Origin of the sequence: Faecalibacillus intestinalis (genome assembly GCF_015097455.1) — a bacterium.
Lineage (GTDB): Bacteria > Bacillota_I > Bacilli_A > Erysipelotrichales > Coprobacillaceae > Faecalibacillus > Faecalibacillus intestinalis.
This window is the reverse complement of record NZ_AP024085.1, coordinates 1,504,218-1,529,023: the sequence shown is the minus strand read 5'-3', so window position 1 is coordinate 1,529,023 and position 24,806 is coordinate 1,504,218. Positions and strand designations below refer to the sequence as shown.

At 28.5% G+C, this 24,806-nt stretch carries 26 protein-coding genes; all 26 read left to right on the top strand.

Features of this window, described 5'->3' with window-relative positions; genetic code table 11:
* The first annotated feature begins 57 nt into the window (after positions 1–57).
* Positions 58–855, top strand: coding sequence for a YihY/virulence factor BrkB family protein (locus Fi14EGH31_RS08355; RefSeq protein WP_107029477.1), 798 nt, complete (start codon positions 58–60; stop codon positions 853–855).
* A 12-nt stretch (positions 856–867) separates the two neighbouring features.
* A complete protein-coding gene (locus tag Fi14EGH31_RS08350) occupies positions 868–1,143 on the top strand; it encodes a helix-turn-helix domain-containing protein (RefSeq protein WP_022001476.1) in 276 nt (91 codons plus the stop codon).
* Positions 1,143–1,400 (top strand): DUF1294 domain-containing protein, encoded by a 258-nt coding sequence (locus Fi14EGH31_RS08345; protein ID WP_022001477.1) that lies wholly within the window; start codon positions 1,143–1,145, stop codon positions 1,398–1,400. Before Fi14EGH31_RS08350 ends, Fi14EGH31_RS08345 begins: the two co-directional genes overlap by 1 nt.
* A gap of 100 nt (positions 1,401–1,500) precedes the next feature.
* Complete coding sequence (locus Fi14EGH31_RS08340) at positions 1,501–2,358, top strand: YitT family protein (RefSeq protein WP_022001478.1); 858 nt, start codon at positions 1,501–1,503, stop codon at positions 2,356–2,358.
* Positions 2,348–2,881 (top strand): 2'-5' RNA ligase family protein, encoded by a 534-nt coding sequence (locus Fi14EGH31_RS08335; protein WP_158577613.1) that lies wholly within the window; start codon positions 2,348–2,350, stop codon positions 2,879–2,881. Before Fi14EGH31_RS08340 ends, Fi14EGH31_RS08335 begins: the two co-directional genes overlap by 11 nt.
* Positions 2,882–2,969: 88 nt before the next feature.
* Positions 2,970–4,295, top strand: a complete 1,326-nt coding sequence (locus Fi14EGH31_RS08330; RefSeq protein WP_022001480.1) for an MATE family efflux transporter — start codon at positions 2,970–2,972, stop codon at positions 4,293–4,295.
* Between the two features lie 50 nt (positions 4,296–4,345).
* A complete protein-coding gene (locus Fi14EGH31_RS08325; RefSeq protein WP_022001481.1) occupies positions 4,346–4,924 on the top strand; it encodes a TetR/AcrR family transcriptional regulator C-terminal domain-containing protein in 579 nt (192 codons plus the stop codon).
* A 91-nt stretch (positions 4,925–5,015) separates the two neighbouring features.
* Entirely contained in the window at positions 5,016–5,591 is a 576-nt protein-coding gene (locus Fi14EGH31_RS08320) for a histidine phosphatase family protein (protein WP_022001482.1), read from the top strand.
* Between the two features lie 8 nt (positions 5,592–5,599).
* Positions 5,600–6,589, top strand: a complete 990-nt coding sequence (locus Fi14EGH31_RS08315; RefSeq protein ID WP_022001483.1) for an aldo/keto reductase — start codon at positions 5,600–5,602, stop codon at positions 6,587–6,589.
* 76 nt (positions 6,590–6,665) lie between these two features.
* A complete protein-coding gene (locus tag Fi14EGH31_RS08310) occupies positions 6,666–7,601 on the top strand; it encodes a carbohydrate kinase family protein (RefSeq protein WP_200764698.1) in 936 nt (311 codons plus the stop codon).
* A gap of 79 nt (positions 7,602–7,680) precedes the next feature.
* On the top strand, positions 7,681–9,168 hold the full coding sequence (locus Fi14EGH31_RS08305) for a L,D-transpeptidase family protein (protein WP_117480376.1): 1,488 nt from the start codon (positions 7,681–7,683) through the stop codon (positions 9,166–9,168).
* Between the two features lie 117 nt (positions 9,169–9,285).
* Positions 9,286–9,699, top strand: coding sequence for a Fur family transcriptional regulator (locus Fi14EGH31_RS08300; RefSeq protein ID WP_022001486.1), 414 nt, complete (start codon positions 9,286–9,288; stop codon positions 9,697–9,699).
* Positions 9,696–10,652: a metal ABC transporter substrate-binding protein gene (locus Fi14EGH31_RS08295; protein ID WP_227351762.1), complete on the top strand. Its 957-nt coding sequence runs from the start codon at positions 9,696–9,698 to the stop codon at positions 10,650–10,652. Before Fi14EGH31_RS08300 ends, Fi14EGH31_RS08295 begins: the two co-directional genes overlap by 4 nt.
* A 14-nt stretch (positions 10,653–10,666) precedes the next feature.
* Positions 10,667–11,356 (top strand): metal ABC transporter ATP-binding protein, encoded by a 690-nt coding sequence (locus Fi14EGH31_RS08290; RefSeq protein ID WP_022001488.1) that lies wholly within the window; start codon positions 10,667–10,669, stop codon positions 11,354–11,356.
* Complete coding sequence (locus tag Fi14EGH31_RS08285) at positions 11,349–12,188, top strand: metal ABC transporter permease (RefSeq protein WP_022001489.1); 840 nt, start codon at positions 11,349–11,351, stop codon at positions 12,186–12,188. The genes Fi14EGH31_RS08290 and Fi14EGH31_RS08285 overlap by 8 nt, the downstream gene beginning before the upstream one ends.
* A 64-nt stretch (positions 12,189–12,252) precedes the next feature.
* Positions 12,253–13,095: a tRNA pseudouridine(55) synthase TruB gene (gene truB / locus Fi14EGH31_RS08280; protein ID WP_022001490.1), complete on the top strand. Its 843-nt coding sequence runs from the start codon at positions 12,253–12,255 to the stop codon at positions 13,093–13,095.
* Positions 13,095–14,003, top strand: coding sequence for a riboflavin biosynthesis protein RibF (gene ribF, locus Fi14EGH31_RS08275; protein WP_227351761.1), 909 nt, complete (start codon positions 13,095–13,097; stop codon positions 14,001–14,003). Before truB ends, ribF begins: the two co-directional genes overlap by 1 nt.
* 40 nt (positions 14,004–14,043) lie before the next feature.
* Positions 14,044–14,877: a DMT family transporter gene (locus tag Fi14EGH31_RS08270; protein ID WP_200764697.1), complete on the top strand. Its 834-nt coding sequence runs from the start codon at positions 14,044–14,046 to the stop codon at positions 14,875–14,877.
* 67 nt (positions 14,878–14,944) lie between these two features.
* Entirely contained in the window at positions 14,945–16,687 is a 1,743-nt protein-coding gene (locus Fi14EGH31_RS08265) for a septation ring formation regulator EzrA (RefSeq protein ID WP_022001493.1), read from the top strand.
* A 63-nt stretch (positions 16,688–16,750) separates the two neighbouring features.
* Positions 16,751–17,884 (top strand): cysteine desulfurase family protein, encoded by a 1,134-nt coding sequence (locus Fi14EGH31_RS08260; protein ID WP_117787875.1) that lies wholly within the window; start codon positions 16,751–16,753, stop codon positions 17,882–17,884.
* A 3-nt stretch (positions 17,885–17,887) separates the two neighbouring features.
* Complete coding sequence (thiI, locus tag Fi14EGH31_RS08255) at positions 17,888–19,084, top strand: tRNA uracil 4-sulfurtransferase ThiI (RefSeq protein WP_107029464.1); 1,197 nt, start codon at positions 17,888–17,890, stop codon at positions 19,082–19,084.
* Between the two features lie 59 nt (positions 19,085–19,143).
* Entirely contained in the window at positions 19,144–19,356 is a 213-nt protein-coding gene (locus Fi14EGH31_RS08250; protein ID WP_022001496.1) for an alpha/beta-type small acid-soluble spore protein, read from the top strand.
* A gap of 150 nt (positions 19,357–19,506) precedes the next feature.
* Positions 19,507–20,706 (top strand): acetate/propionate family kinase, encoded by a 1,200-nt coding sequence (locus Fi14EGH31_RS08245; RefSeq protein WP_107029463.1) that lies wholly within the window; start codon positions 19,507–19,509, stop codon positions 20,704–20,706.
* 61 nt (positions 20,707–20,767) lie between these two features.
* A complete protein-coding gene (locus Fi14EGH31_RS08240) occupies positions 20,768–21,700 on the top strand; it encodes a DHH family phosphoesterase (protein WP_022001498.1) in 933 nt (310 codons plus the stop codon).
* A complete protein-coding gene (locus tag Fi14EGH31_RS08235) occupies positions 21,693–23,342 on the top strand; it encodes a CPBP family intramembrane glutamic endopeptidase (RefSeq protein ID WP_022001499.1) in 1,650 nt (549 codons plus the stop codon). The genes Fi14EGH31_RS08240 and Fi14EGH31_RS08235 overlap by 8 nt, the downstream gene beginning before the upstream one ends.
* Positions 23,343–23,481: 139 nt before the next feature.
* Positions 23,482–24,708: a nicotinamide riboside transporter PnuC gene (gene pnuC / locus Fi14EGH31_RS08230; RefSeq protein ID WP_022001500.1), complete on the top strand. Its 1,227-nt coding sequence runs from the start codon at positions 23,482–23,484 to the stop codon at positions 24,706–24,708.
* Positions 24,709–24,806: the final 98 nt, after the last annotated feature.

Sequence of the window (24,806 nt, the reverse complement as noted above, 5' to 3'; positions counted from 1 at the left end):
CTTAGGAGCTTTTTTTCATAAAGAATATGGTATACTATCTAATAAGGAGGGACGGTTATGGAAAAATTAAGAAGTATTTTTAATTTTATATATGGATATTATTTAGATTACCGCTATAAAGTACCACCTGCATCTGCTTTGTCTTTTGCTTATTATATGATACTTTCAATTATCCCAATATGTACATTATTAGCTTTTTTTACACCGTTTTTTCCTTTAGATATTAAAACAGCACAAGAAATTTTATCATATTATTTAAGACCGGATGTGACAAAAATGGTTATTCAACTGATAAAACCACGTTCTTTATCAATAACAACTATAACAACTTTAATAGCGTCTATCTTTGTTGTAAGTAGAGGTTTTTATCAGTTACATCGTATTTCTAAAAATATGTTTCCTAATGATAAAGAATATCCATTTTTCATTGATCAAGGAATTACTTTTTTAAAAACCATTCTTATCTTTATTTTAATACTTGCAGTGATTTCTTTATTGATTATTTTTCCGATTTTTAAGATTATCTTTATTGATCAACATAATTTTATAACAAGAGTTTTATTCTTATTTATCATTATTTTTGTTATTTTATTTTTATTATATAAAATCATTCCTGATCAAAATGTAGAATTTTTAGATACAATTAAAGGAACAGTCGTTGCAACATTATTGATTGAATTGATTATAGGTATTTTATCTATTTATTTTTCTATTGTTGATTATAGCAACGTTTATGGTCCGTTAGCGGCGTTGGTTATGTTGATGTTTTCGATTGCTGTATGTTCAGAAGCTATTTATTTTGGTATGTATGTTATTTTTGAATGTCATATTCGAAGATTAATAAAAAAATTATAAAGGAGAAAAGTAATGTATCCTTATATCAATTTTGAAAAAACAGGCAAACAAATACAAAAGTATATGAATCAAGGTGGCTATTGTGTTCAAGATATTCAGACTTATCTAGGACTTTCTTGTAAACAAAGTGTTTATAAATGGCTAAAAGGAAAGTCATTACCTAATTTAGAACATTTATGTGCTTTAAGTTATTTGTTTCATTGTACGCTAGATGATTTAGTTGTTACACAAATGAATTATTATGTAATCAAAGAAACAATATGTCAGTATTCATTAGGAGATTGTTAATGATTTATTTAGTAATAATAAATGTATTAGGCTTTTTGATAATGGGTCTTGATAAAGCAAAAGCAAAAAAACAAAAATATCGTATTTCTGAAAATACTTTGCTTTTTGTGGCTTTGATGGGTGGAAGTTTAGGAAGCTATTTAGGTATGTATTGTTTTCATCATAAAACGAAACATGTGAAATTTTATATAGGTATGCCGTTGATTTTATTTATACAAATCTTGATTTATTGCTTTTATTTTTATACAAAATTCTAGACAAGAATTTTGTATATGCTATAATACAAATGTATTAAGCGAATGCTTTGATCCACATTGTTAGGGAAAAAAACAGTGTGGTTTTTTTATGGAGGAATTTATGAAAACAAATAAAAAAGATATTATCAGTATATTACTTGGAAATACGTTACTTGCACTTGCGGTTATTTTATTTATTGTTCCAGGGCATTTATTAAGTGGAGGGACAACAGGTATTTCTTTATTTTTAAATCATTATTTTCATTTACCTATTTCAATATTTACTTTTATTTTTAATTTTATTGTTTTTATTATTGGTGCACTTATTTTAGGAAAGAAATTTGCTTTACAAACACTTATTTCAACTTTCTATTATCCATTTATTTTAGGTGTGTTTGAATTTTCTTTTCAAGGTTTTTATTTAACCGATGATATTTTAATTAATACACTTTTTGCGGGTGTTTTAGTTGGGGTTGCTATTGCTATTGTTATTAAAGCAGGGGCTTCAACAGGAGGTATGGATATTCCACCCCTTATTTTAAATAAATTATTTAAAATTCCTGTTTCTATTTCAATGTATGTTTTTGATTCATTAATTGTGTTAGCGCAATTTGGTTTTTCTGATGTTAGACAATGTCTTTATGGAATCGTGTTAATTTTTATTTATACAATGGTTATTGATAAGATTTTAGTAATGGGTGCTCAAAAAATCGAAGTTAAAATCATTTCTTCAAAATATGAAGAAATTAGAAAGGCTATTTTAACGAATGTCGATCGTGGAGTAACAATGCTTCATGGACAAACAGGCTATTTATTAGAAAATACAGAAGTTTTAATTAATGTTATTTCGACAAGAGAACTTGTTCAAGTTGAAAGAATTGTAAAATCTATTGATGAAGATGCGTTTATGATTATTTCAAATGTTCATGAAGTTCAAGGTAGAGGCTTTAACTTGGAAAAGGAATATATTGAAAAATAAGATGTTTCATTTAGCTTTGTATTTTGATGAAAAAACAAATCAAAAGTTTTCTTTTTTAAATAAAAAAGTCGAAAAAGAACTACATCAAAATTATTTAGAAAATCATCATATCCCTTTTCATCTAACAATTGTGACTTATAAAGAAATAGAGGAAAAGAAATTTATTGAACAGGCAAATCAGCTTTTTGAAAAAGAAAGTAGTCAAGAGCTCTATTTTGTTTCGTTAGGTTGTTTTCAAAAATCGACGCTTTATTTATTACCTGTATATAATGAATTTTTAAATCAACTAATTTTAAAAATCTATCAAACTTTTGATGAATATGTATCTATTTCACAAAAAAATCGTTATTTACCGTACCACTTTGTACCTCATGTTTCTATAAGTAGAAAGTTAAATGAACAACAAACCAATCAAGCGTTCAAGATATTGAATCATTATTTTGAACCTTTTTATGGAAAAGTCATACAGGTTGCATTAGTAAAGACAAATCCGTATCAGGAAATAAAGATATGGAATCTATAATGCTTACAAGGCATGATAGAAGCTAAAAAAGAAGCATTTTACACAAAATGTTTCTTTTTTTATAATAAAGACAAGGGGAGAAATGAAAATGTTTTCAAATAAAGAATTAAGAAGTATGATCATTACTTTGTTTTTTGAACAATTACTGGTTATGCTTGTTGGAATTGTTGATACTTTTGTTGTAAGTAGCTGCGGGGAAGCGGCTGTTTCGGGAGTATCACTAGTTAACCAATTTAATACAATTTTTATTTATTTATTTACAGCACTTGCTTCAGGAGGAGCAATCGTTGTCAGTCAATATATTGGTAATAAAGATGAAAAAAGAACGATTTTATCATCAAGTCAGTTATTGATGTTTTCCATTGTTTTTTCAATTATTTTATCAATTCTTGTATTGATTTTTAATAAACAACTTTTAGGATTACTATTTGGTAAAGTTGAATCAGATGTTATGAAGGCGTGTGTAACTTATTTACGTATTTCAGCATATTCTTATCCAGCACTTGCTATTTATAATGCAGGTGCGGCTTTATATCGTTCAATGGCTAAAACCAAAGTAACAATGTATATTTCATTTGCTGCAAATATTATCAACGTTGTAGGAAATATCATTGGTGTTTATGTTTTAAAAGCAGGAGTTGCAGGGGTTGCGTATCCTTCACTTATTTCACGTGTTTTTTCAGCAATCATTATCACAGTTTTATGTTTTAATAAAAAATTGGAAGCTTACTATGATTCAAAAGATATCTTTAAATTTGATGGAAAGATGCTCAAACGTATTTTAAATATTACGATTCCTAATGGGGTCGAAAATGGAATTTTCCAACTTGTTAAAGTGGCTTTAAGTTCAATTGTGGCGATGTTTGGAACCTATCAAATTGCAGCTAATGGGGTTGCACAAAGTATTTGGTCATTAGCGGCACTTGTGGGTTCAGCAATGGGACCAGTCTTTATTATCGTTATTGGACAATGCATGGGTGCAAAAGATGTGGATCAAGCAAAATTCTATTTTTCAAAACTTATTAAATGGTCGCTTGTTTTTTCGATTGTATGGAATGTGCTTGTTTTAGCAATTACACCATTTGTCCTACAATTTTATAATCTTGCAGATGAAACAAAACATTTGATTATTACTCTTGTTATTATTCATAATACTGCCAATACGGTAGTTTTCCCGCTTTCTGGACCTTTATCTCAAGGATTAAGAGCAACTGGAGATGTCAAATTTACGATGATTGTTTCTATTGCTTCAACTGTTGGTGGAAGACTTGTCTTATCTATTATTCTTGCTTTAGGACTTCATTTAGGTGTTATTGGTATTGCCCTTGCGATGTGTGGAGATTGGACAATTCGAGCAATTATTTTCTATTATCGTTATAAATCAAATGCTTGGACAGAATTTGAAGTTATTTAAAAACAGGATTTTATGGTATAATGCTTTCAAACTAAGAAAGGAGTATTTTTATGGCAATTGATATTAAAGAAATACTTGCAAATGGTTTGTTAGACTTATGCCACAAAAAAGACTTATCTCAAATAACAGTTAAAGATCTCCTAGAAACAACAGGAGTTAGTAGACAAACATTTTATAATCATTTCTTAGATAAAAATGATTTAATTCAATATATTTACAATTATAAAATTATCAATCGTTTTAATGGGCAAAATACAAATCTTGATTTCTATGAATCACTTATCGAATCTTTTGAACATATGAAACAATATCAAACCTTTTTAAAACAGGCTTGCTTAATGGATGGACAAAATTGTTTAAAAGAATACATTTCTAAACATTGTGAGGAATTTGATTTAAAATGGCATCAACAACTTTATGGTGAAGAACCAATGCCAGACGCCTTAAAATTTGCAACGATATATCATGCGAATGCTTCAAGTGCAATGACTTTGTCATGGATTTTGTCGGATATGAAAGTCCCTGTGGAAGAAATGGTAAAAATGATTACCCAAATGCGAGGGATTGGAATGGATGATTTATTTCAAGGAAGTGATTGTACAACAAATCCTTATAAAATTGACAAATAGTCTTTTTTGTCAATTTGTTGACAGAGTAATTTAATTATAAATTACTCTTTTTTTTTAGCGTGTTACAATAAGAGTGAAAGAAGGGAAATGTATGAAAAAGACACTTTATTTAATGAGACATGGACAAACCTTGTTTAATTTACAACATAAGATTCAAGGATGGTGTGATTCTCCACTTACAGAATTAGGAATCAAACAAGCAAAAGTTGCGGGAAAATGGTTTAAAGATCACGATATTACTTTTGATCATGCTTATTCAAGTACGAGTGAAAGATGTTGTGATACATTAGAACTTGTGACAGATATACCTTATGTACGTACTAAAGGTTTAAAAGAAAACTATTATGGAGAGTTAGAAGGAGAAAGTGAAAGATTAAATTCTCATTTAACACCTAAAGATTGTGAAACATTCTATTTACAATATAAAGGAGAATCTTCTAATACGACAAGAGACCGTATGGTAAAAACTTTAACAGAAATTATGAATAAAGAAGACCATCATAGTGTTTTAGCCGTGAGTCACAGTGGGGCTTGTTTTAACTTTTTAAGAGCTTTCCAAGATCCTATGGAAGAATTAAAAAAAGGATTTGGAAACTGTTGTATTTTTATTTATGAATTCGATAATGGAACATTTACATTAAAAGATGTAATTAGACATCAAATCTAGGAGGAAATATGGAATACGTTAATTTAGGTAATACAGATATTAAAGTTTCAAAAGTATGTTTAGGATGTATGGGCTTTGGTGAGCCACAAGCAGGAATGCATTCTTGGACACTTCCTTATGAAGAATCCCAAAAAATCATTAAACATGCCCTTGATCAAGGAATCAACTTTTTTGATACAGCAATGGGTTATCAAGGTGGAACATCAGAAGAATATTTAGGACGTGCAATTAAAGAATTTTCAAAAAGAGAAGATGTTGTTATTGCGACTAAATTTATGCCACGTAGCCAAGTACAAATTGACCAAGGAGTCAGTGCTCGAGAACATATTGAAACATGTTTAAATAATAGTCTAAAAAGATTACAAATGGATTATGTAGATCTTTATATTCTTCATCGATGGGACAATGTAACACCCATTAAAGAAACAATGGAAATCTTAAATGATCTTGTTAAATCAAAAAAAGTAAGAGCCATTGGTGTTTCTAACTGTTTTGCTTGGCAAATTGCTAGAGCTAATGAAATTGCCAAAAACAATGGATGGGCAACTTTCCAATCAATTCAAGGACATTACAATCTTATTTTTAGAGAAGAAGAAAGAGAAATGAAACCTTATTGTGATTTAATGGGAGTTTCGATGACACCATACAGTTCACTTGCTTCTGGAAGACTTTCAAGACATCCAGGAGAAACATCTAAAAGATTAAAAGAAGATGTCTATGCTAAAGGAAAATATGATGAAAGAGAAAAAGAAGATCTTGTTATCATTCAAAGAGTTGAAGAACTTGCCAAAAAAAGAAATTGTTCAATGTCAGAAATTTCTTTAGCTTGGTTGATGTCTAAAGTAACTTCACCCGTTGTTGGTGCAACTAAATTAAGTCATATTGATACAGCTTGTAAGGCTTGTGATTTAAAATTAACAGTTGAGGAAATGAAATATTTAGAAGAATGTTATAAACCACATCCATTAGTGGGTGTCATGAAAGAAAATAATCAATAAAAACAAGAAAGATTCTTTTCTTGTTTTTTATTTTTTGTTATATTATAAAAGATGAACAAGAAAGAGAGTAGATAATATGGGTATTGTAGTAATTGGAGCAGTTTTTGTAGATATTAAAGGATTTCCACTAGATGCATATATTCCAACTGGAAGAAATGCAGGACATATTAAATATATTCATGGTGGTGTAAGCAGAAATGTGGTAGAAGATATAGCAAACATTGAATTACGTCCAACATTTTTATCAATTGTTGATGATAGTGCTTTGGGAGAAGATGTTATTCGTAAATTACAAAGACATAAAGTTAATACAGAATATATTCAAAAAATTCCTGAGGGAATGGGAACATGGCTAGCTGTATTTGATAATGATGGTGATTTGGCAGGTTCTATTTCTCAACGTCCAAATTTAATGCCAATTTTGGATTTAATCAATGAAAAGGGCGATGAAATATTCAAAGATTGTGATTCAATTGTTTTAGAAGCTGATATTGATCCTGAAATTATAAAAGCTGTTTTAGATTATTCAAAAAAATATAACAAAAAAGTATTTGGTGTTATTTCGAATATGACACTTGCAGTTGAAAGAAGAGACTTATTACAACAATTTGATTGTTTGGTATGCAATGAATTAGAGGCAGGTATTTTCTTTGCTGAAAATTATAGTAAAAAAAGTCCAAAAGATTTATGTGAAATCATTTATCAAAAAGTTTCTGCAGGAGCTATTAAATCAATGGTTGTTACAATGGGAAGCAAAGGAAGTATTTATGCCGATCATTTAGGAAATAAAGGAATCTGTCCTGCTAAAAAAGTAACTGTTAGAGATACAACAGGTGCTGGTGATGCTTTTTGTGCAGGGTTAACAATAGGACTTACTTATAGAAAAGATCTTTCTGATGCAGTTGAAATTGGAACAAAATTAGCAGCTTCTGTTATTACATCATCAGAAAATGTATGTCCACGTTTTTTACCACGTGAATTGGGATTGGATATGGATGTATCTGATTGTTAAAAATATCCTAGAGGATTAGGATATTTTTTTTGACAGTCTATAAATAAAGTTATAGAATATGTGCAAGTAGGTGAATTTTATGGATTTAAAGAAAATAAAAATAACAAAACAAGCTAAAATATGTTTGAGTCTCCTTATAGCCATTATCATGCTTCTTTTTATCATTATTATTTTGTATAATGATAAATTCTATCCAAATACCTCAATAGGTGGAATAGATGTTTCAAATATGACTTTGTCAGAAGCTAAAAATGCTGTTCAAACGGATTTGAAAAATCATGTTCTTGTTATCAAAGGCAGAAATAATGCAAAATATGAATTAAGAGGCGCGGATATTGATTTGAATGCTAATTATGAAAAACAAGTAGAAGATTGCTTTAAAAAGACACATGGATTATTTTCGTTTTATAAAATAATTTCAGGTGAAGATTTTGATGTAAATTTTGATATTTCTTATAATAAAGAGGCCTTTAAAAATAATCTTTCTCAATCATTTTTAATAACAGGAGATAATTATAAAATTACAGCACCAGTAGATGCACATGTGGAATATGATAAGACTGCTAAAAGTGGTAAAGTTATTAAAGAAAAACAAGGAAATCAATTAGATCAAGATAAGTTTTATAGTTATGTTGAAAAGTCTATTCAACAATTAAAGACAAAAGTCAATTTAGATAAGGCAAATGTTTATTTAAAACCAAAATATGTGCAAACTGATAAAGAGGTACTAAATGAGCTAAGCCAGTATAATAATTACTTATGTCGTTGGGTTCGTTTTGATATGGGTGAAAAACACTATGAAACAATTTCCCCTAAAGAAATTAAAGATTGGATAGTTATTGGTGATGATGCTTCTGTTTCAATTGATCAAGAAAAAATGGCACAATGGGTTGAAAAATTCTGTTTGAAATACAAAACAGTAGGAAAAACAAGAAAATTCAAGTCACATACTGGTGAAGTATTAGAAGTATCTGGTGGAGATTATGGATGGCAAATTGATTATAGTCAAACTGTTGATCAAGTTTATAAAGCGTTGACAGAAAATAATACGCAAAGTGATGTAGATGCATATGTAAAAAATAAAAGTAATACAAACAAGAAAAAATTACTTAAGAAGTTAGAACCTATTTATAAAAATAAAGCTTACAAAATGAACTTTGAAAACCCAACAGAAGATTATAATACTCAAACATATAGCGAAGTGGATATTTCAGAGCAAATGGTTTATGTCTTCCAAAATGGACAAGTTGTTTATAGTGCAAAATGTGTAACAGGACTTCCAAGTGATGCAACACGTTCTACTAAAACAGGATGCTGGTATATAAAAGATAAAAAACTCGAATATACTTTAACAGGTGCGGATTATACAACACCAACTAAATATTGGGTTCGTATTACATGGACTGGAACAGGATATCATTATATGAATCGAAGTGATTGGGATAAATGGTCGCCTGAATTATATAAAACAAGAGGTTCTCATGGATGTGTTAATTTACAATTAGAAGATGTTAAAAATATTTACAATCTTGTTTCTATGAGAGACATGGTATTTATACATGATTAGAAACCATCGAAAGATGGTTTTTTAATTTGCAAATGAATTGCATATTTATTGACATAATAAAAGAGGAATGCTAGAATCTAGTAAAATGCAAATGAATTGCAAATTAGAGGTGGTAATATGCGTTATAAAACGAAAACTTTTCAATTGATTGAAAATTACTTGAAAACGTGTTGTGATAAATGCTTTCGAGCACATGATGTTTACGATTATATCGTAGCAAATGAAATGAAAGTAAATATCTCAACTGTTTATAGGAATTTAGAACAGTTTGTTGATGCAGGACAATTAATTAAATATAAACCGGGGAATAATGATGTTTGGATGTATCGTCTCAATCAACAGTTTAGACAATGTCATGAACATCTTCATTTACAATGTAAAGAATGTGGAAAAATTATTCATATAAAAAAAGAATCGATGGATTCTATCATCACAATGCTAGAAAAAGATTATAAATTCTTTTTAGACTGTGATATTTCTACTATTGGTGGTTTATGCAAAACATGTATGATGAAAAAGGAGTTAAAATGAACAAATTATTAAAATACACATTTATGTTATTATGCTGTTTTTTGCTGATGGGATGTTTACCTTTAGATAAAGAAACAGATAAAAAAAGTATTGTTTGTACAACGTATGCCCAATATAATTGGTTACAAGAAATTATTGGGGAGAATAATTCAACATTTGAACTTACTTTACTTATTAAAGATGGAGCTGATTTACATAGTTATCAGCCAACAATTCAAGATTTAGCAAAGGTATCATCTGCTGACTTATTTGTATATGTTGGTGGAGAATCCGAACAATGGGTAAGTGATGCGTTAAAAGAAGCAAAAAATAAAAATATGTTAGTTGTTGATATGATGGATGTTTTAAAAGAGAGAATCAAGGAAGAAGAACATGTGGAAGGAATGAAAGAAGATCACGACGAAAATGAAGATGAAAGTGAATATGATGAACATGTTTGGCTTTCACTTATTAATGCACATGAGGTGGTTCGCTATCTATCAAATGAAGTACAAAAATTAGATGATGTCCACAAAAAAACATATGAAGAAAATACGATACGCTATTTAAATGATATTGATGATTTAAATCATCAATATGAACAAGTGGTAGAAAATGCCACTACTAAAACATTACTTTTTGCAGATCGTTTTCCATTTAGATATTTACTGGATGATTATGATCTTAATTATTATGCGGCTTTTCCTGGATGTTCTGCAGATATCGAAGCAAGTTTTTATACGATTACTTTTCTAGCAAATAAAATAGATCAATTGGATTTAAAAAGTATTTTTGTTATTGATCAAACAAATTTAAAAATTGCACAAACAGTTAAAGATAATACAAAAAAGAAAAATCAAAAAATTATGTATTTAGATTCTTTACAGTCAGTTGATGATCAGAAAATCAAGGATGGTTATAGTTATTTAAAGGCAATGAAATATAATTTAAAAGTGCTTAAAAAGGCATTATAAAATAAGGAGATATTATGTCATATATAAAGGTAGAAGATTTATCATTGGGATATGATAGTGAAATTGTTTGTTCAAATATAAATTTTGAAATTAATAAAAATGACTATTTATGTATTATAGGAGAAAATGGGGCAGGGAAAAGTACCTTGATCAAGACAATTTTAGATTTAAAAGAAAAAAAAGCAGGTAAGATTTTATTTTCTGAAAATTTAAAAAAATCAGAAATAGGGTATCTTCCTCAACAAACAGTTGTTCAAAAAGATTTTCCAGCAACTGTCTATGAAGTTGTTTTATCAGGTATGTTGTCACAATTAAAATATCGCCCTTTTTATACAAAAAAAGAAAAAAAACATGCAAAACAAGAAATGGAAAAATTGGGAATTACACATTTACAAAATAAAAGTTATCGCCAGTTATCTGGTGGACAACAACAACGTGTTTTATTAGCAAGAGCTCTATGTGCTTCAGATAAAATTATATTATTAGATGAACCAGTAACTGGTTTGGATCCTCAGGTTACACAAGAATTTTATGGCTTATTAAAATCATTAAATGAACAAGGAATGACTATTGTCATGGTTTCTCATGACTTATCTGTATTAAAATATGCAACGCATGTTTTATATTTAAAGAAAAAAGTCCCCATTTTTATGGAAAAAGAAATGTTTATTGAAAGGTATGGAAAGGAGATTTATAATGACTAATTTTATTGCAACATTACAATATTATTTTTCTTATCCTTTTGTACAGTATGCTTTAATTGTTGGAGTTTTAATTGCTTTATGTTCTTCATTATTAGGAGTAACACTTGTTTTAAAACGTTTTTCATTTATTGGGGATGGTCTTTCACATGTTGCCTTTGGGGCAATGGCTGTGGCGACGGTTTTACAGTTTACATCACAAACTTTATTTATCATGATTGTTACAGTTATTGCAGCTATTTTTCTTTTAAGGACGGGGCAAAATACTAAAATAAAAGGAGATTCGGCTATTGCTATGCTATCTGTAGGGGCTTTAGCTATCGGTTATTTAGTAATGAACATTTTTTCAACTTCAGCTAATGTTTCTGGAGATGTTTGTTCAACGCTTTTTGGGTCAACAACAATTTTAACTTTGACACATTTTGAAGTAATCGTTTGTATTGTTATGTCATTGCTTGTTGTGTTGTTTTATGTTTTATTTTATAATCGAATCTTTGCAGTTACTTTTGATGAAGAATTTATGAAAGCAACGGGTAAAAAAGTAGAATTATATAATTTGATTATTGCTGTTTTAACAGCCGTTATTGTTGTTCTTGCGATGAATTTAGTAGGTTCATTATTAATTACAGCTTTACTTATTTTTCCAGCTTTGTCAGCAATGAAAATAATGAATAGTTTTAAAGGAGTCGTTATTTATTCTGCAATTTTATCAGTTATTGGAGCATTTGTAGGAATTATATTATCAATATTGTTTTCAACTCCTGTTGGAGCAACTGTTGTTTTTATTAATATTATGATCTTTATTATTAATTGGATAATTTCAATATTTAAATAAGTGATTGAAAATCCTTTCTTTTCAAAAAGAAAGGATTTTGTTAAAATATATGAGGTGATTATAAATGGATGGAATATTATTAATAAATAAACCTGCAGGCTATACAAGCCATGATATTGTAGGAATAGTAAGAAAAAAATTACATACAAAAAAAGTAGGACATTGTGGAACATTAGATCCTGATGCAACGGGTGTACTTGTTGTATGTGTCAATAAAGCAACAAAAGCAATTCAATTTTTAATGAGTGATACAAAAGTATACAGGGCAACTTTATCGCTAGGGAAAAGTACAGATACATATGATGCCAGTGGAAAAATATTAGAAGAAAAAGAAGTTGGACAAATATCAAAAGCACAAGTTATTGATGTTTTAAATTCATTTTTAGGAAAATCTAAGCAAAAACCGCCAATTTATTCAGCAATTAAAGTAAATGGTAAAAAGCTTTATGAGTATGCAAGAAATGGTGAAGAAGTAGAAATTAAAGAACGTGATATAGAGATTATGATGATTGAATTAATTGATTTTTCAAATAATGAGATTGTTTTCGATGTTAAATGTTCTAAAGGAACCTATATTCGTTCTTTATGTGTTGATATTGCTAAAAAACTAGGGTATCCAGGACATATGTCTCATCTAGAAAGAAGGCAGGCAGGGCGCTTTTTAATTACTGATTGTATTACTTTAGAACAGTTAGAAAATGATGATTATTCTTTACATTCAATAGATGACGCTTTGTGTGGCTTTCCTCAATTAAAATTAGATGATCCAACGCCAGTTTATCATGGTAAACAAATTAAAAGTGATTTGACTGGCCAAGTAGCGATTTATGATAATCAAAATCATTTATTAGCTATTTACGAAAGTACGGGACAAGGCTATTTGAAAAATGTTAGAGGTCTATGGTGATGGAAATCATTCATTTGTCAGTTGATACTCCCATGCAAGTTCATGATTCTGTTTGTGCACTAGGCTTTTTTGATGGTGTTCATTTAGGACATCAACAACTTTTAAAAGAGGTTGAACATATTGCTAAAGAAAAGGGACTAAAAAAAGCGATAATGACATTTTCTGTACATCCTAAACAAATTTTAGAAAATAATGATTATCATTATTTGATGTCATTATCTGAAAAAATAAATATTTTAAAACAATGGCAATTTGACTATTTTTATATTATTGATTTTGATCAAACTGTTGCAAATTTAAAACCCAATACTTTTTTACAAAATTATATTATAAATCATCAAATAAAACATGTTGTATGTGGTTTTGATTTTCATTTTGGAAAAAAAGGAATGGGTGATGTACATGTTTTACAAGAAAATAAATCATTTGATGTCACTGTCATAGAAGAGTACAGTGAGGATGCATTAAAAGTATCTTCATCGTACATAAAAAAGTTGTTAAATGAAGGAAATATTGAAAAAGCAAATCATTTATTGACACGATTTTATCGTGTCTCTGGACAGGTTATTTATGGTTTGCAAAATGGGAGAAAGATTGGTTTTCCTACGGCCAATATTGATTATGGACACTATGTTGTTTTAAAAAAAGGTGTTTATGGGGTCTATATAACTATTAAAGGAAAGCAATATAAAGGAATGGCTAATATTGGTTATAATCCTACAGTAGGGCTTATTGATAACTTATCTTTAGAAGTCAATATTTTTGATTTTGATCAAGATATTTATGGTAAAGATGTGGATGTGGATTTTGTGTTTAGGGTAAGAGATGAAAAGAAATTTAAATCTTTAAATCATTTAAAAGAACAATTACAAAAAGATAAAAAACATATTGATCAATTTTTGGATTAATATGTTTTTCTTTTGTCTAAAATATAAGAGGTGAAGAAAATTGCTTTATATTCATTTATTTCTAGCAAATTTAATATGGGGATTAAATGTGATTGTTACAAAATTAAATTATGATTCTTTTCATCCTCTTTTTTTAGCAATGCTAAAGATAATTTTTTCTGTATTAGCGCTTCTGTTTTATATTTATTATAAAAAAATTTCTTTTGAAAAAGTATCTATAAAAAAATTAATAGTGCAAACAAATTTAATTAATGTTATTAATTTTTTGTTGACATATTATGGTATGCAATATGTAGAAGGGACGATGACAGCAACGATTAATTGTTTAGCACCAGTTATGATGTTTATTGTATCTGTTTCTTTGTGCAAATGGAATTGGAAAATTCTGATCTCATTCATGATGAGTTTTTTAGGGTTTTTAATAGCCATTCATTTTCGACTTTTTAATATAGGAAAGGGAATCTTTTTTTTAATAACGGCATTGTTTATTTGCAATTTTGGTAATTATCGATTAAAAGATATTACACATAATCCATTCATTTATAACTTATATATGTTATTAATAGCTTTTTTTGAATTTATTGTTATTTTGTTGTTTCAAAAGAATGATTTATTTAAAACAGTAAACACTTTTTCTTTATGGTTATTTATTTTAACTTCTGGAATTGGATATGCCTATATTCAATGTGTTTATTTTTTATCAATTCATTCAATAGGTCCTTTAAAAACAAGTTTTTTTATGGCATTTAGTCCTGCTTTTACCTATTTTTTCTCTTTGATTTTATTAAAAGAAAAATTTGATTTTTTTGTTTTAATTGGATTTATAGTGATTTTTACAGCTTCGTTTTATTTTATCTCAAAGAAAGAAAATTAGATTTAGACAAGTATATGACTTCATGATATACTTATATGTAGAAATGTGATTAAAAGAGGTTGTTAACATGAAATATTTGAATGAAATTATAAATGTATTAGGAATGAAAACAATTATTATTATTTCGGTAAGTATTTTAGTTTTGATATTGGTTATTTTGACATATCGCTTGTTAAAATTAAAACATTATCGTAATGAAATCGTTGATTTAGAAAATAAAATGAATGCAATTAAATCCTTACCTATTCAATATCGACTAGGAAGGGTAAAAGGAATTGCTAAAAATATGCCAGAATTGCAAGAAAAATATGAAACTTATGATGCAAAATTTGCTGAACTAACAGATCTTCAAAATGATGAAATCATTCCGCTTGTTAATGATATTGATGAAGCACTTTATTATCGAAAATTACGAGGTGTTCAAAAAAAGATGAACTCTTTAGAGGAAAAAGTGATTCATTATGCAAAGGAATCAAAACAACTTTTAAAAGATATAGAAGTTATTACAGAAATTGAAAATATTCAAAGATTAGAAATTATCAAAGTTAAAGAAAAATATCGTGCTACAAATGATAACTATGCACAGATTCGTTTTAAAGTTGAAGACTACGTTCCTAAAGTACAAGATGTATTTCATGATATTGATGAACGCTTTGTTGAATTAGAAAATTATATGAATAATCAACAATTTGAAGAAGCTAAGACATATACAGAAGATATTTCAAAATATATCGATGCTTTGGATCAACAGTTAAGTGATTTACCTACATATATTTCTGTTGTTCGTCAATATTTACCAAAACGCTTAAACGAACTAAAGTCAATTATGCAAGATATGCAAGAAAAAGATTTTGCTGTTGAAAGAATGAATGCTACGATCCGTATTTCTAAAATTGATAATGATTTACACGAGACAGAAAAAAATATAAAGAATTTAAAATTGGAAAACGTTGGACAAAATATAGAAGTCATGACGGATGAGTTAAATCTATTGTATTCTGATTTTGAAAAAGAAAAGAATGCATATGCACTCTACGAAGAAAAACGAAATGAATGTTATAAATTTGTTAATAAGATAGAAAGCGGACTTTTAGAGGCTAAAGAAAGTATTCATGAGTTAGAAAAAAACTATATTTTAGGTGATTATACGATTACAATAGAAGATGATTATAATCAATTTCAATCAATTGTTGATGATTTAGCGGAAATTACAAAGATTATTGAAACTAAAGATTTTTCTTATATAGAAATGATTGATGATTTTTCAAGAATTGTTGAACAAAGTAAACCATATAATGATTCTTTGATTAAACATATTGAATTAGCAGAAACATTACGTATTCAAGAAAAGAGAGCTTTGGATGAGTTAGACAATATTAATATTGTTTTATTAGAAATTAAATCTGAAATTAGAAATAAACATTTACCAATGATTAGTGAATCTTATCAAGATTATATTGATGACTCTTATCAAAAAGCAGATTCCATCTTAAATTTTATTAGAAAAAGACCAATTGATTTAAAGAGTTTGTCACTTCAAGTAGATGCTGCAAGAGATGTTATTTATAAATTGTATGATAATGTGCATAATTTGATTGTTACTGCTGAAATGGTAGAGGATGCAATTGTTTTTGGAAATAGATATCGTTCTTCATTTTTAGAAGTTAATACAGAGCTTACAAAAGCGGAATTACTTTATAGAAATGGGGAATATACAAAAGCATTATCCACAGCTGTTGATATTATTGAAAAAATAAAACCAGATTCTTATGAAATGTTGGTTAATAAAAAAAGTCCTAAGGCTGAATAGGACTTTTTTCATGAGGGTCATATGTTATCGAAAATTGAATAAAAATAAAATATGGAGGGAAATATGGTATATCTAGATTATGCTGCGACCACACCTTATAATAAGGATGTTTTAAAAACATATACACAATTGTTAGAAAAATATTTTTATAATGCTGATAGTATTTATAGTCAAGGAATTGAAGTGAATCGCTTATTAGAAAAATCGAGAGGTTTACTTGCTAAAATGTTAGATGTTGATGAAGAAGAAATGATTTTTACAAGTTGTGGAAGTGAAGCAAACAATATGGCTATTAAAGGAATTGCTTTTCAATATCAAAATAGAGGGAAACATATTATCACAACTTCGATAGAACATTCTTCAGTGTATGAAACATGTAAAGAATTAGAAGAAGTATTTGGATTTGAAGTAACTTATTTACCTGTTGATCATACGGGACATATTCATATTGATGATTTAAAGAAAAGTATTCGAAATGATACGATTTTAGTGAGTGTCATGTGTATTAATAATGAAGTTGGATCTATTCAACCCATTGAGGAAATAAAAAATGTACTCAAAGATCATCCGCTTGTTAAGTTCCATGTTGATATGGTGCAAGCTTTAGGTAAGATAAAGATAGATTTAAAAGGTATCGACTGTGCATCGTTTTCTGCACATAAAATAAATGGTTTAAAGGGGAGCGGATTGCTTTTTAAAAGAAAATCTACTACTTTAGTACCACTTATTAATGGAGGACAGCAAGAGTTTGGTTTACGTGGAGGAACTAGTAATGCTTGCACGTATATTGTTCTTGCTAAAACTTTAAGATTAGCATTAGAAAATTTTGATCAAAAAGAAAAATATGTTTCGAAATTAAATAAATATTTAATAAAAGAATTACAGACAATTCCAGATGTTATTATTAACACTAGAGGTAAAGTGTCAAGTCATATTGTTAATTTTTCATGTATTGGTTATAAACCAGAAGTTATTTTGCATGCTTTGGAGGAAAAAGATATTCTTATTTCTACAAGAAGTGCGTGTAGTTCTAAAACAAGTGATGTTTCTAGGGTGATGCAACAATTGCATTTGCCTGATGAAGTTGCAAAAAGTGCTTTGAGAGTAAGTATAAGTGATTTGACAAAAGAAGAAGAAATTGATAAATTTATTTATTGTTTGAAAGAAGTATTAGATTCAATAAAAAAACAGAGGTAAGATATGGAAGCAAATTATATTGTCGTTCGTTTTGGAGAACTTACAACAAAAGGTAAAAATAGAAAATTATTTACACAAAAATTATTAAAAAACGCAAAAGAAATTCTTTTTGAATTTCCACAATTACAATATCAATTACAATATGATCGTTTATACATTTATCTAAATGGTGCAAATCATTTGTTAGTCAATGAAAAATTAAAAACAGTTTTTGGTATTCATTCTTTTTCAAATGCCTATAAATTTGAAAAAGATCTAGATGTTGTTAAAGATGCAATTGCTAAAATGATCAACGAAGATACAAAAACAACATTTAAAATCAACACAAAACGTAGTGATAAAACATTTCCTAAAAAGTCACAAGACATTAATAGAGAAATTGCAGGACATGTTTTTCATCATGTAGATAGACAGTTAAAAGTAGATGTTCATCATCCAGAAATGTTGGTTACAGTTGAGATTAGACATGACGCTATTTACGTTATGACAAATGTTATTAAAGGGGCAGGTGGATATCCTGTTGGTATTGGTGGAAAGGCATTGTTAATGTTATCGGGTGGAATTGATTCTCCTGTAGCAGGATATTTAACTTTAAAACGTGGTGTCGATATTGAATGTGTTCACTTTGCAGCGCCACCATACACAAATGAATTTGCTAGAGAAAAAGTTTTTGATTTAGTAGATAAATTAAGACATTATACACATGGTCAGATTACAGTACATGTTGTTAATTTTACAAAATTACAACTTGCAGTTTATGATCATTGTGATGAAAGTTATGCCATGACAGTTATGCGTAGAATGATGTATCGTATTGGAGAAAAACTTGCTATAAAAAATCATTGTTTAGCACTTGTTAACGGTGAAAGTATTGGACAAGTGGCTTCACAAACATTAGATAGTATGAATGTAATCAATCAAGTTATTTCAATTCCGGTATTAAGACCTGTGTTATGTCTTGATAAATTAGAAATTATTGATATTGCTCAAAAAATAGATACTTATGATATTTCTATTAGACCACATGAGGATTGTTGTACAATTTTCACACCTAAAGCACCTGCTACAAAACCAAAAAGTTATAAGGCTGAAGCTTTTGAAGCAACTTTTGATTATGAAACATATGTTAATGAATGTGTAGAAAATGTTGAAACAATTGTTGTTGATGCAAACTATAAAAATGATGAAGAGATTTTTTAAAAAAGGCGTATAGTTTTTTATTCCTGATGCAAAATAAAAGTGTCAGGAGGTGACACAACATGGCACAAAGTAATAATAGCAATAGATTAGTTGTACCAGGAGCTCAAAATGCGATCGACCAAATGAAATATGAAATTGCAAACGAATTTGGTGTTAATTTAGGTCCTGATACAACTGCTAGAGCGAATGGCTCTGTTGGTGGAGAAATTACTAAAAGATTAGTTAAAATGGGACAAGAACAAATGTCTCGTTCTTCATATAATAACAAATAGTAATATGAGAATAGTTTTCTTAATAAAAGAGGACTATTCTTTTTTTATAAGTGTTGAAAGAGCTTACATTTTTTTGATAATTTCACTTAGAAATATTGTTTTTGTGTACTAAATTATGTACAATATAATTATATTGCTAGGAGGTAAATTATGGTAAAAGTAATGGCGGTAAACGCAGGAAGTTCCTCTTTAAAATTCCAATTGATCAATATGCCTAGTGAAGAAGTTATCACTTCGGGATTAGTTGAAAGAATTGGACAAGAAGTTGGGAATTTTGTAATTAAAGTAAATGGAGAAAAAATACAAACACAAACACCAATTCCTGATCATCAAGTGGCAGTTGACTTATTATTAAATGCTCTTGTTGATCATCATATTGTTGAAAGTTTAGAAGAAATAGATGCAGTGGGACATCGTGTTGTACATGGAGGAGAAGATTTTGATGATTCTGTAGTCGTTGACGAAGAAGCAGTAAAAAAAGTTGCAGATTTATCAGAGTTAGCTCCTTTACATAATCCAGCAAATATCATTGGTTATAAAGCATTTAAAGAAGCTTTACCTGATCATGTAGGACATGTTTTTGTTTTTGATACGGCATTCCATCAAACATTAGATAAAGAAAGATATTTATATCCTTTACCACTTGAATATTATACAGATTTAAAAGTAAGAAAATATGGAGCACATGGGACAAGTCATAAATATGTTTCTCAACAAGCTATTGAAATGTTAGGAAATCCTAAAGAATCAAGAATTATCGTTTGTCATTTAGGAAATGGAGCAAGTATTTCAGCTGTTCAAGATGGTAAATGTATTGATACATCTATGGGATTTACACCACTTGCAGGTGTAATGATGGGAACACGTTCTGGAGATGTTGATCCTTCAGTTATGCCTTATTTATGTAAAAAATTAAATAAAACAGCAGATGAAGTTTTAGAAATCTATAATAAAAAATCTGGAATGTTAGGAATTTCAGGCATTTCTTCTGATTCTAGAGATATTGAAAATGCCTTATTTAACGAAGGAAATGAACGTGCTTTATTAACTGGTTTATTATATGCACGTATTGTTTCAAAATATATTGGACAATATTACGCTGAATTAGGTGGTTGTGACGCTATTTGCTTTACAGCGGGAGTTGGTGAAAACGCTGCTTATTTAAGACGTTTAATTATTGACAATGTTTCAAGAGCATTTGGTGTTTTCTTAGATGAAGAGCTCAACAGCATTAGAAGTGATGAAAATCGTGTGATTTCACACCAGTATTCTCAAATTAAAGTGATGGTCATTCCAACAAATGAAGAAGTCATGATTGCAAGAGATACAGTTCGTTTGTTAGATTTATAAACCTGTGCAAACAGGTTTTTTCTTTGTCTAAGGTATGTTATTATAAAATAGGGTGAAAATTATGATAGAAAAGATTTTAAATAAAATAGAAGAATATGAATGTATTTGTTTATATCGTCATGTTAATCCGGATTATGATGCTTTTGGGAGTCAATTCGGAATGTATGATTTAATTCAAAATACTTTTGAAAATAAAGAAGTCTATTTTGCAGGTGATTTTTCTTCTGATTTAGTGGCTAAATATCAATTTAATGGAGAAATCAATGAACCGAATTTTGAAAAACCAACTTTAGGAATTGTTTTAGATACAGCTAATCAAGAAAGAATTGATGGTGATATTAGTTTATGTAAAGAAATTATAAAAATTGATCACCATATTGTTGTTGATTCTTATGGAAATTTAAATTTAGAAGATAGTACAGCTTCTTCATGTAGTCAAATAGTGGCTTTGTTTTTAAAAAATAAACGTGTAAAACTTTCAAGCTTTGGAGCTGCAGCTCTTTATATGGGAATTATAGGGGATACAAATAGATTTATGTATTCAGCTACTGATGAACGTACTTTTGAAGCGGCAATGTATTTATATAATTATGATTTTGATATGCAAGCACTTTATGAAAGAATGTATATGAAACATGCGAAAGATTTAAAAGTGAATGCTTTTATCCTAAATCATTATATTGAAGATGAGGGTGTTGCTTACTATGTTTTAAAAGATGAAGATTTAAAACATTTAAATATTTCAAGAGAAAGAGGCTCTGATTTTGTTAATTTATTAAGTTCAGTTGATGAATATAAAGTATGGTTAGCTATAACAGAAAATACAAAAGATCATAATTGGCGTGTTTCAATGAGATCGAGACATATTCCTGTTAATGAAATTGCGAATAAATATCGAGGTGGCGGACATGCGTTTGCTTCGGGGGCAACACTTTTATCTTTAGATGAATTATCTTTATTATTAAATGATATCAAGGAGAGAATAAATGAATAATTTTATACAAAGTATCATTGACGAAATAAAAAGACATTTTTCTTCATCTAAAATACAAACAACTAAAAAATGGAGCTATTTAATTCCATTGATTGTCGTTTGTCTTTTAGGTATTATAGGAGAGTATGTTTTATTACTACCAATTCATTATCAATCTCAAACATTTATTTTCCATTTGATTTTTTTAATTGTTATCTTTGTTATTTTACATGCGATATTATTAGGTACATTTGATAAAATATCTAAATATTTAATGTTTGTAGTCGTTGCCTTATTTGTTTATATAGGTGTTGGTTCGGTATATAGTTTACCTATTTTTCATGCAAAAACATATCAAAATCAATTACAATTAAATAAAAAAGCTGATTTTTATAAAGATAATGAGACGATTTCTTATCAATCAATTCCTGTTGTAGATCGTGAAAGTGCTATTAAACTAGGTGATCGAAAAATGGGACAAATGATAGATTATGTTTCACAGTTTGAAGTAGATGAATCTTATGAACAAATTAATTATCAAGATACTCCTTATCGAGTTACACCATTAGAATATAGTGATTTAATTAAATGGATAACAAATCGAAAAGAAGGCTTACCAGCTTATGTTAAAGTGAATATGGTAAGTCAAGAATCTGAAGTTGTTGAATTGAAAGAAGGCATGAAATATTCAAAATCTGAACATTTTGGTAGAAATATTAATCGTCATTTAAGGATGAATTATCCTACGAAAATGTTTGAAGAATTAGCTTTTGAAATTAACGATGAAGGTATTCCTTATTGGATTGCTCCTGTATTTGAATATAAAATAGGTCCCTTTGGTGGAAAAGATATTGTAGGAGCAGTTTTAGTAAATGCTGTTGATGGTAAGCATAAATATTATGATATTAAAGATGTTCCTAATTGGGTAGATCGTGTTTATCCAGCAGATTTAGTTATTCAACAGTTAGAAAATTATGGAAAATATACACATGGTTATATTAATTCTGTTTTCTCACAAAAAGGTGTGTTACAATCAACAGATGGATATAATTATATTGTTATTGATGATGATGTTTATTTGTACACAGGTCTTACAAGTGTTTCTAAAGATGCAAGTAATGTTGGATTTGCATTAATTAATTTACGTACAAAAGAAGGCAAATATTATCATATTTCTGGAGCAGAAGAATATTCGGCAATGTCTTCGGCAGAAGGAAAGGTACAAAACTTAAAATATAAAGCAACATTTCCAATTTTAGTCAATGCAGGAGGAGAGCCTACTTATTTCCTTTCTTTAAAAGATAGTAGTAATCTTGTTAAGATGTATGCTTTTGTCAGTGTTAAAAATTATCAAATTGTAGCAACAGGAAGTAGTGTATCTGAGGCTGAAAAAGCTTATTATGAGGTTTTATCTCAAAATGGTAAAAGTCATGAAGAATTTGAAGAAAATACTTTAACTGGCAAAATTTCTTCAATTAATAGTGCTGTTAAAGAAGGTAACAGTGTCTATTATTTTAAACTAGAGGGTGATGATCATATTTATATTGCGGATCTGTCCCTTTCTAATTCGTTACCGCTTGTACAAGCTGGCAATGAAGTTGAAATTCATTTTATTTCGAATGAACATCAAAGTGTGGTTATTAGTCAATTTAAAGCTAAATAATTTAAAATAGGAATACGAGTTATTCCTATTTTTTGCAATTTTATGAAATAATTATAATAAATAGAAAAAAAAGAGTGTATTTTTTATAAATATTTATTATAATGATAAAGCATTTTAAGATAAGGGAGAGGTTTAAATAATGATTCAATTTTTCAAAAAAAATATCGAATCTAATAAAAAACTAAGAACATTTGAAATAATTGTTTTATGTTTACTTGTTTTTACTTCAATTGGTTCAGTTTTTTATGGTTTGATGCAAATTCATAAAGACGTAGGAGATCTGCAATATGTTCAATCTGTCACGATGGATAGAGATAAAGATGAAGAAGATTATGATTCGGATAACAAAGTTTGTGATGTCATTTATCGAAAAGGTGATCAAAAACTTGTGGTATCTTATGATTATGAAGATTATGTTAAATTAAATAAAAATTCAATCAAAGCATATGAATTCAAAACAGAAAATGGACAAAATCTTTATTTTGATCATAAAGATGTAAGTCACCAAGAAGCAAGTCATACTTATAAAGAAATGATGGCAGAAGAAACATTATCTGTTTTCAATTTAGCGAGTGCAACATTTATTTTAATGTTATCTGTTGCGCTTATGATGTTATTCTCTAAACAATTTACAACATATGAAAAATCATGGTTTATCTCAATTATGGTGTTAGCTACGATTTTATCTGTGTTATTCCCAGAAGATAGTGCCAATGGTGTAAACGGTATTATCATTATGATTCTTTATTTATTAGATACATTCTTAAATATTTTATGTGAACTACTGATATCTAAACAATCAAGGTATAATTTCTTGGTTTCTGTCTTGGTAGAAATTGTAGAAATTGTTTCTTCTGTTGTTTTAATGTATCGTTTTGCAACAATGGCAACAACTTTATTTTTCTGGTTACCTATTGATATTATTAGTTATATTAACTGGTCTAAACATCGCGATGATGAAGAAGATGAACTTACAATGGTAAGAAAATTAAAAGGATATCAAGAAGTTTTAGTTATTATTGGTATTATTGTTTGGACAGTTGTTGTAGGTTATTTTATTAGTGGTTTAGATATCGCTACTGATTTTTATAACAATAAAACATTAGAAACAGCTATTATTTATATTGACGCTTGTGCATCAGCAGTTGGAATCGCCAACGGTCTCTTTATTTTCTTTAGATTAAGAGAACAATGGATTGCTTGGTATATATGTGCATTTTTAGAAGCAGTTATTAACATAATGTCAGGACAATATGTTTTACTTGCTTTAAAACTAGGTTATTTTACAAATACAACTTATGGATATATTAAATGGAGTAGATATATCAAAGAACACCAAAATAAAGAAAAAGTATCTTTATTTTAAAAAATAATTTAAAATCAAATGTTTTCAAAGCACGAGGAGTTTTTCAGGAGTACTTGAGAATATTGATTGAAACTGCTACAATAGGACGTGTAAAAAAT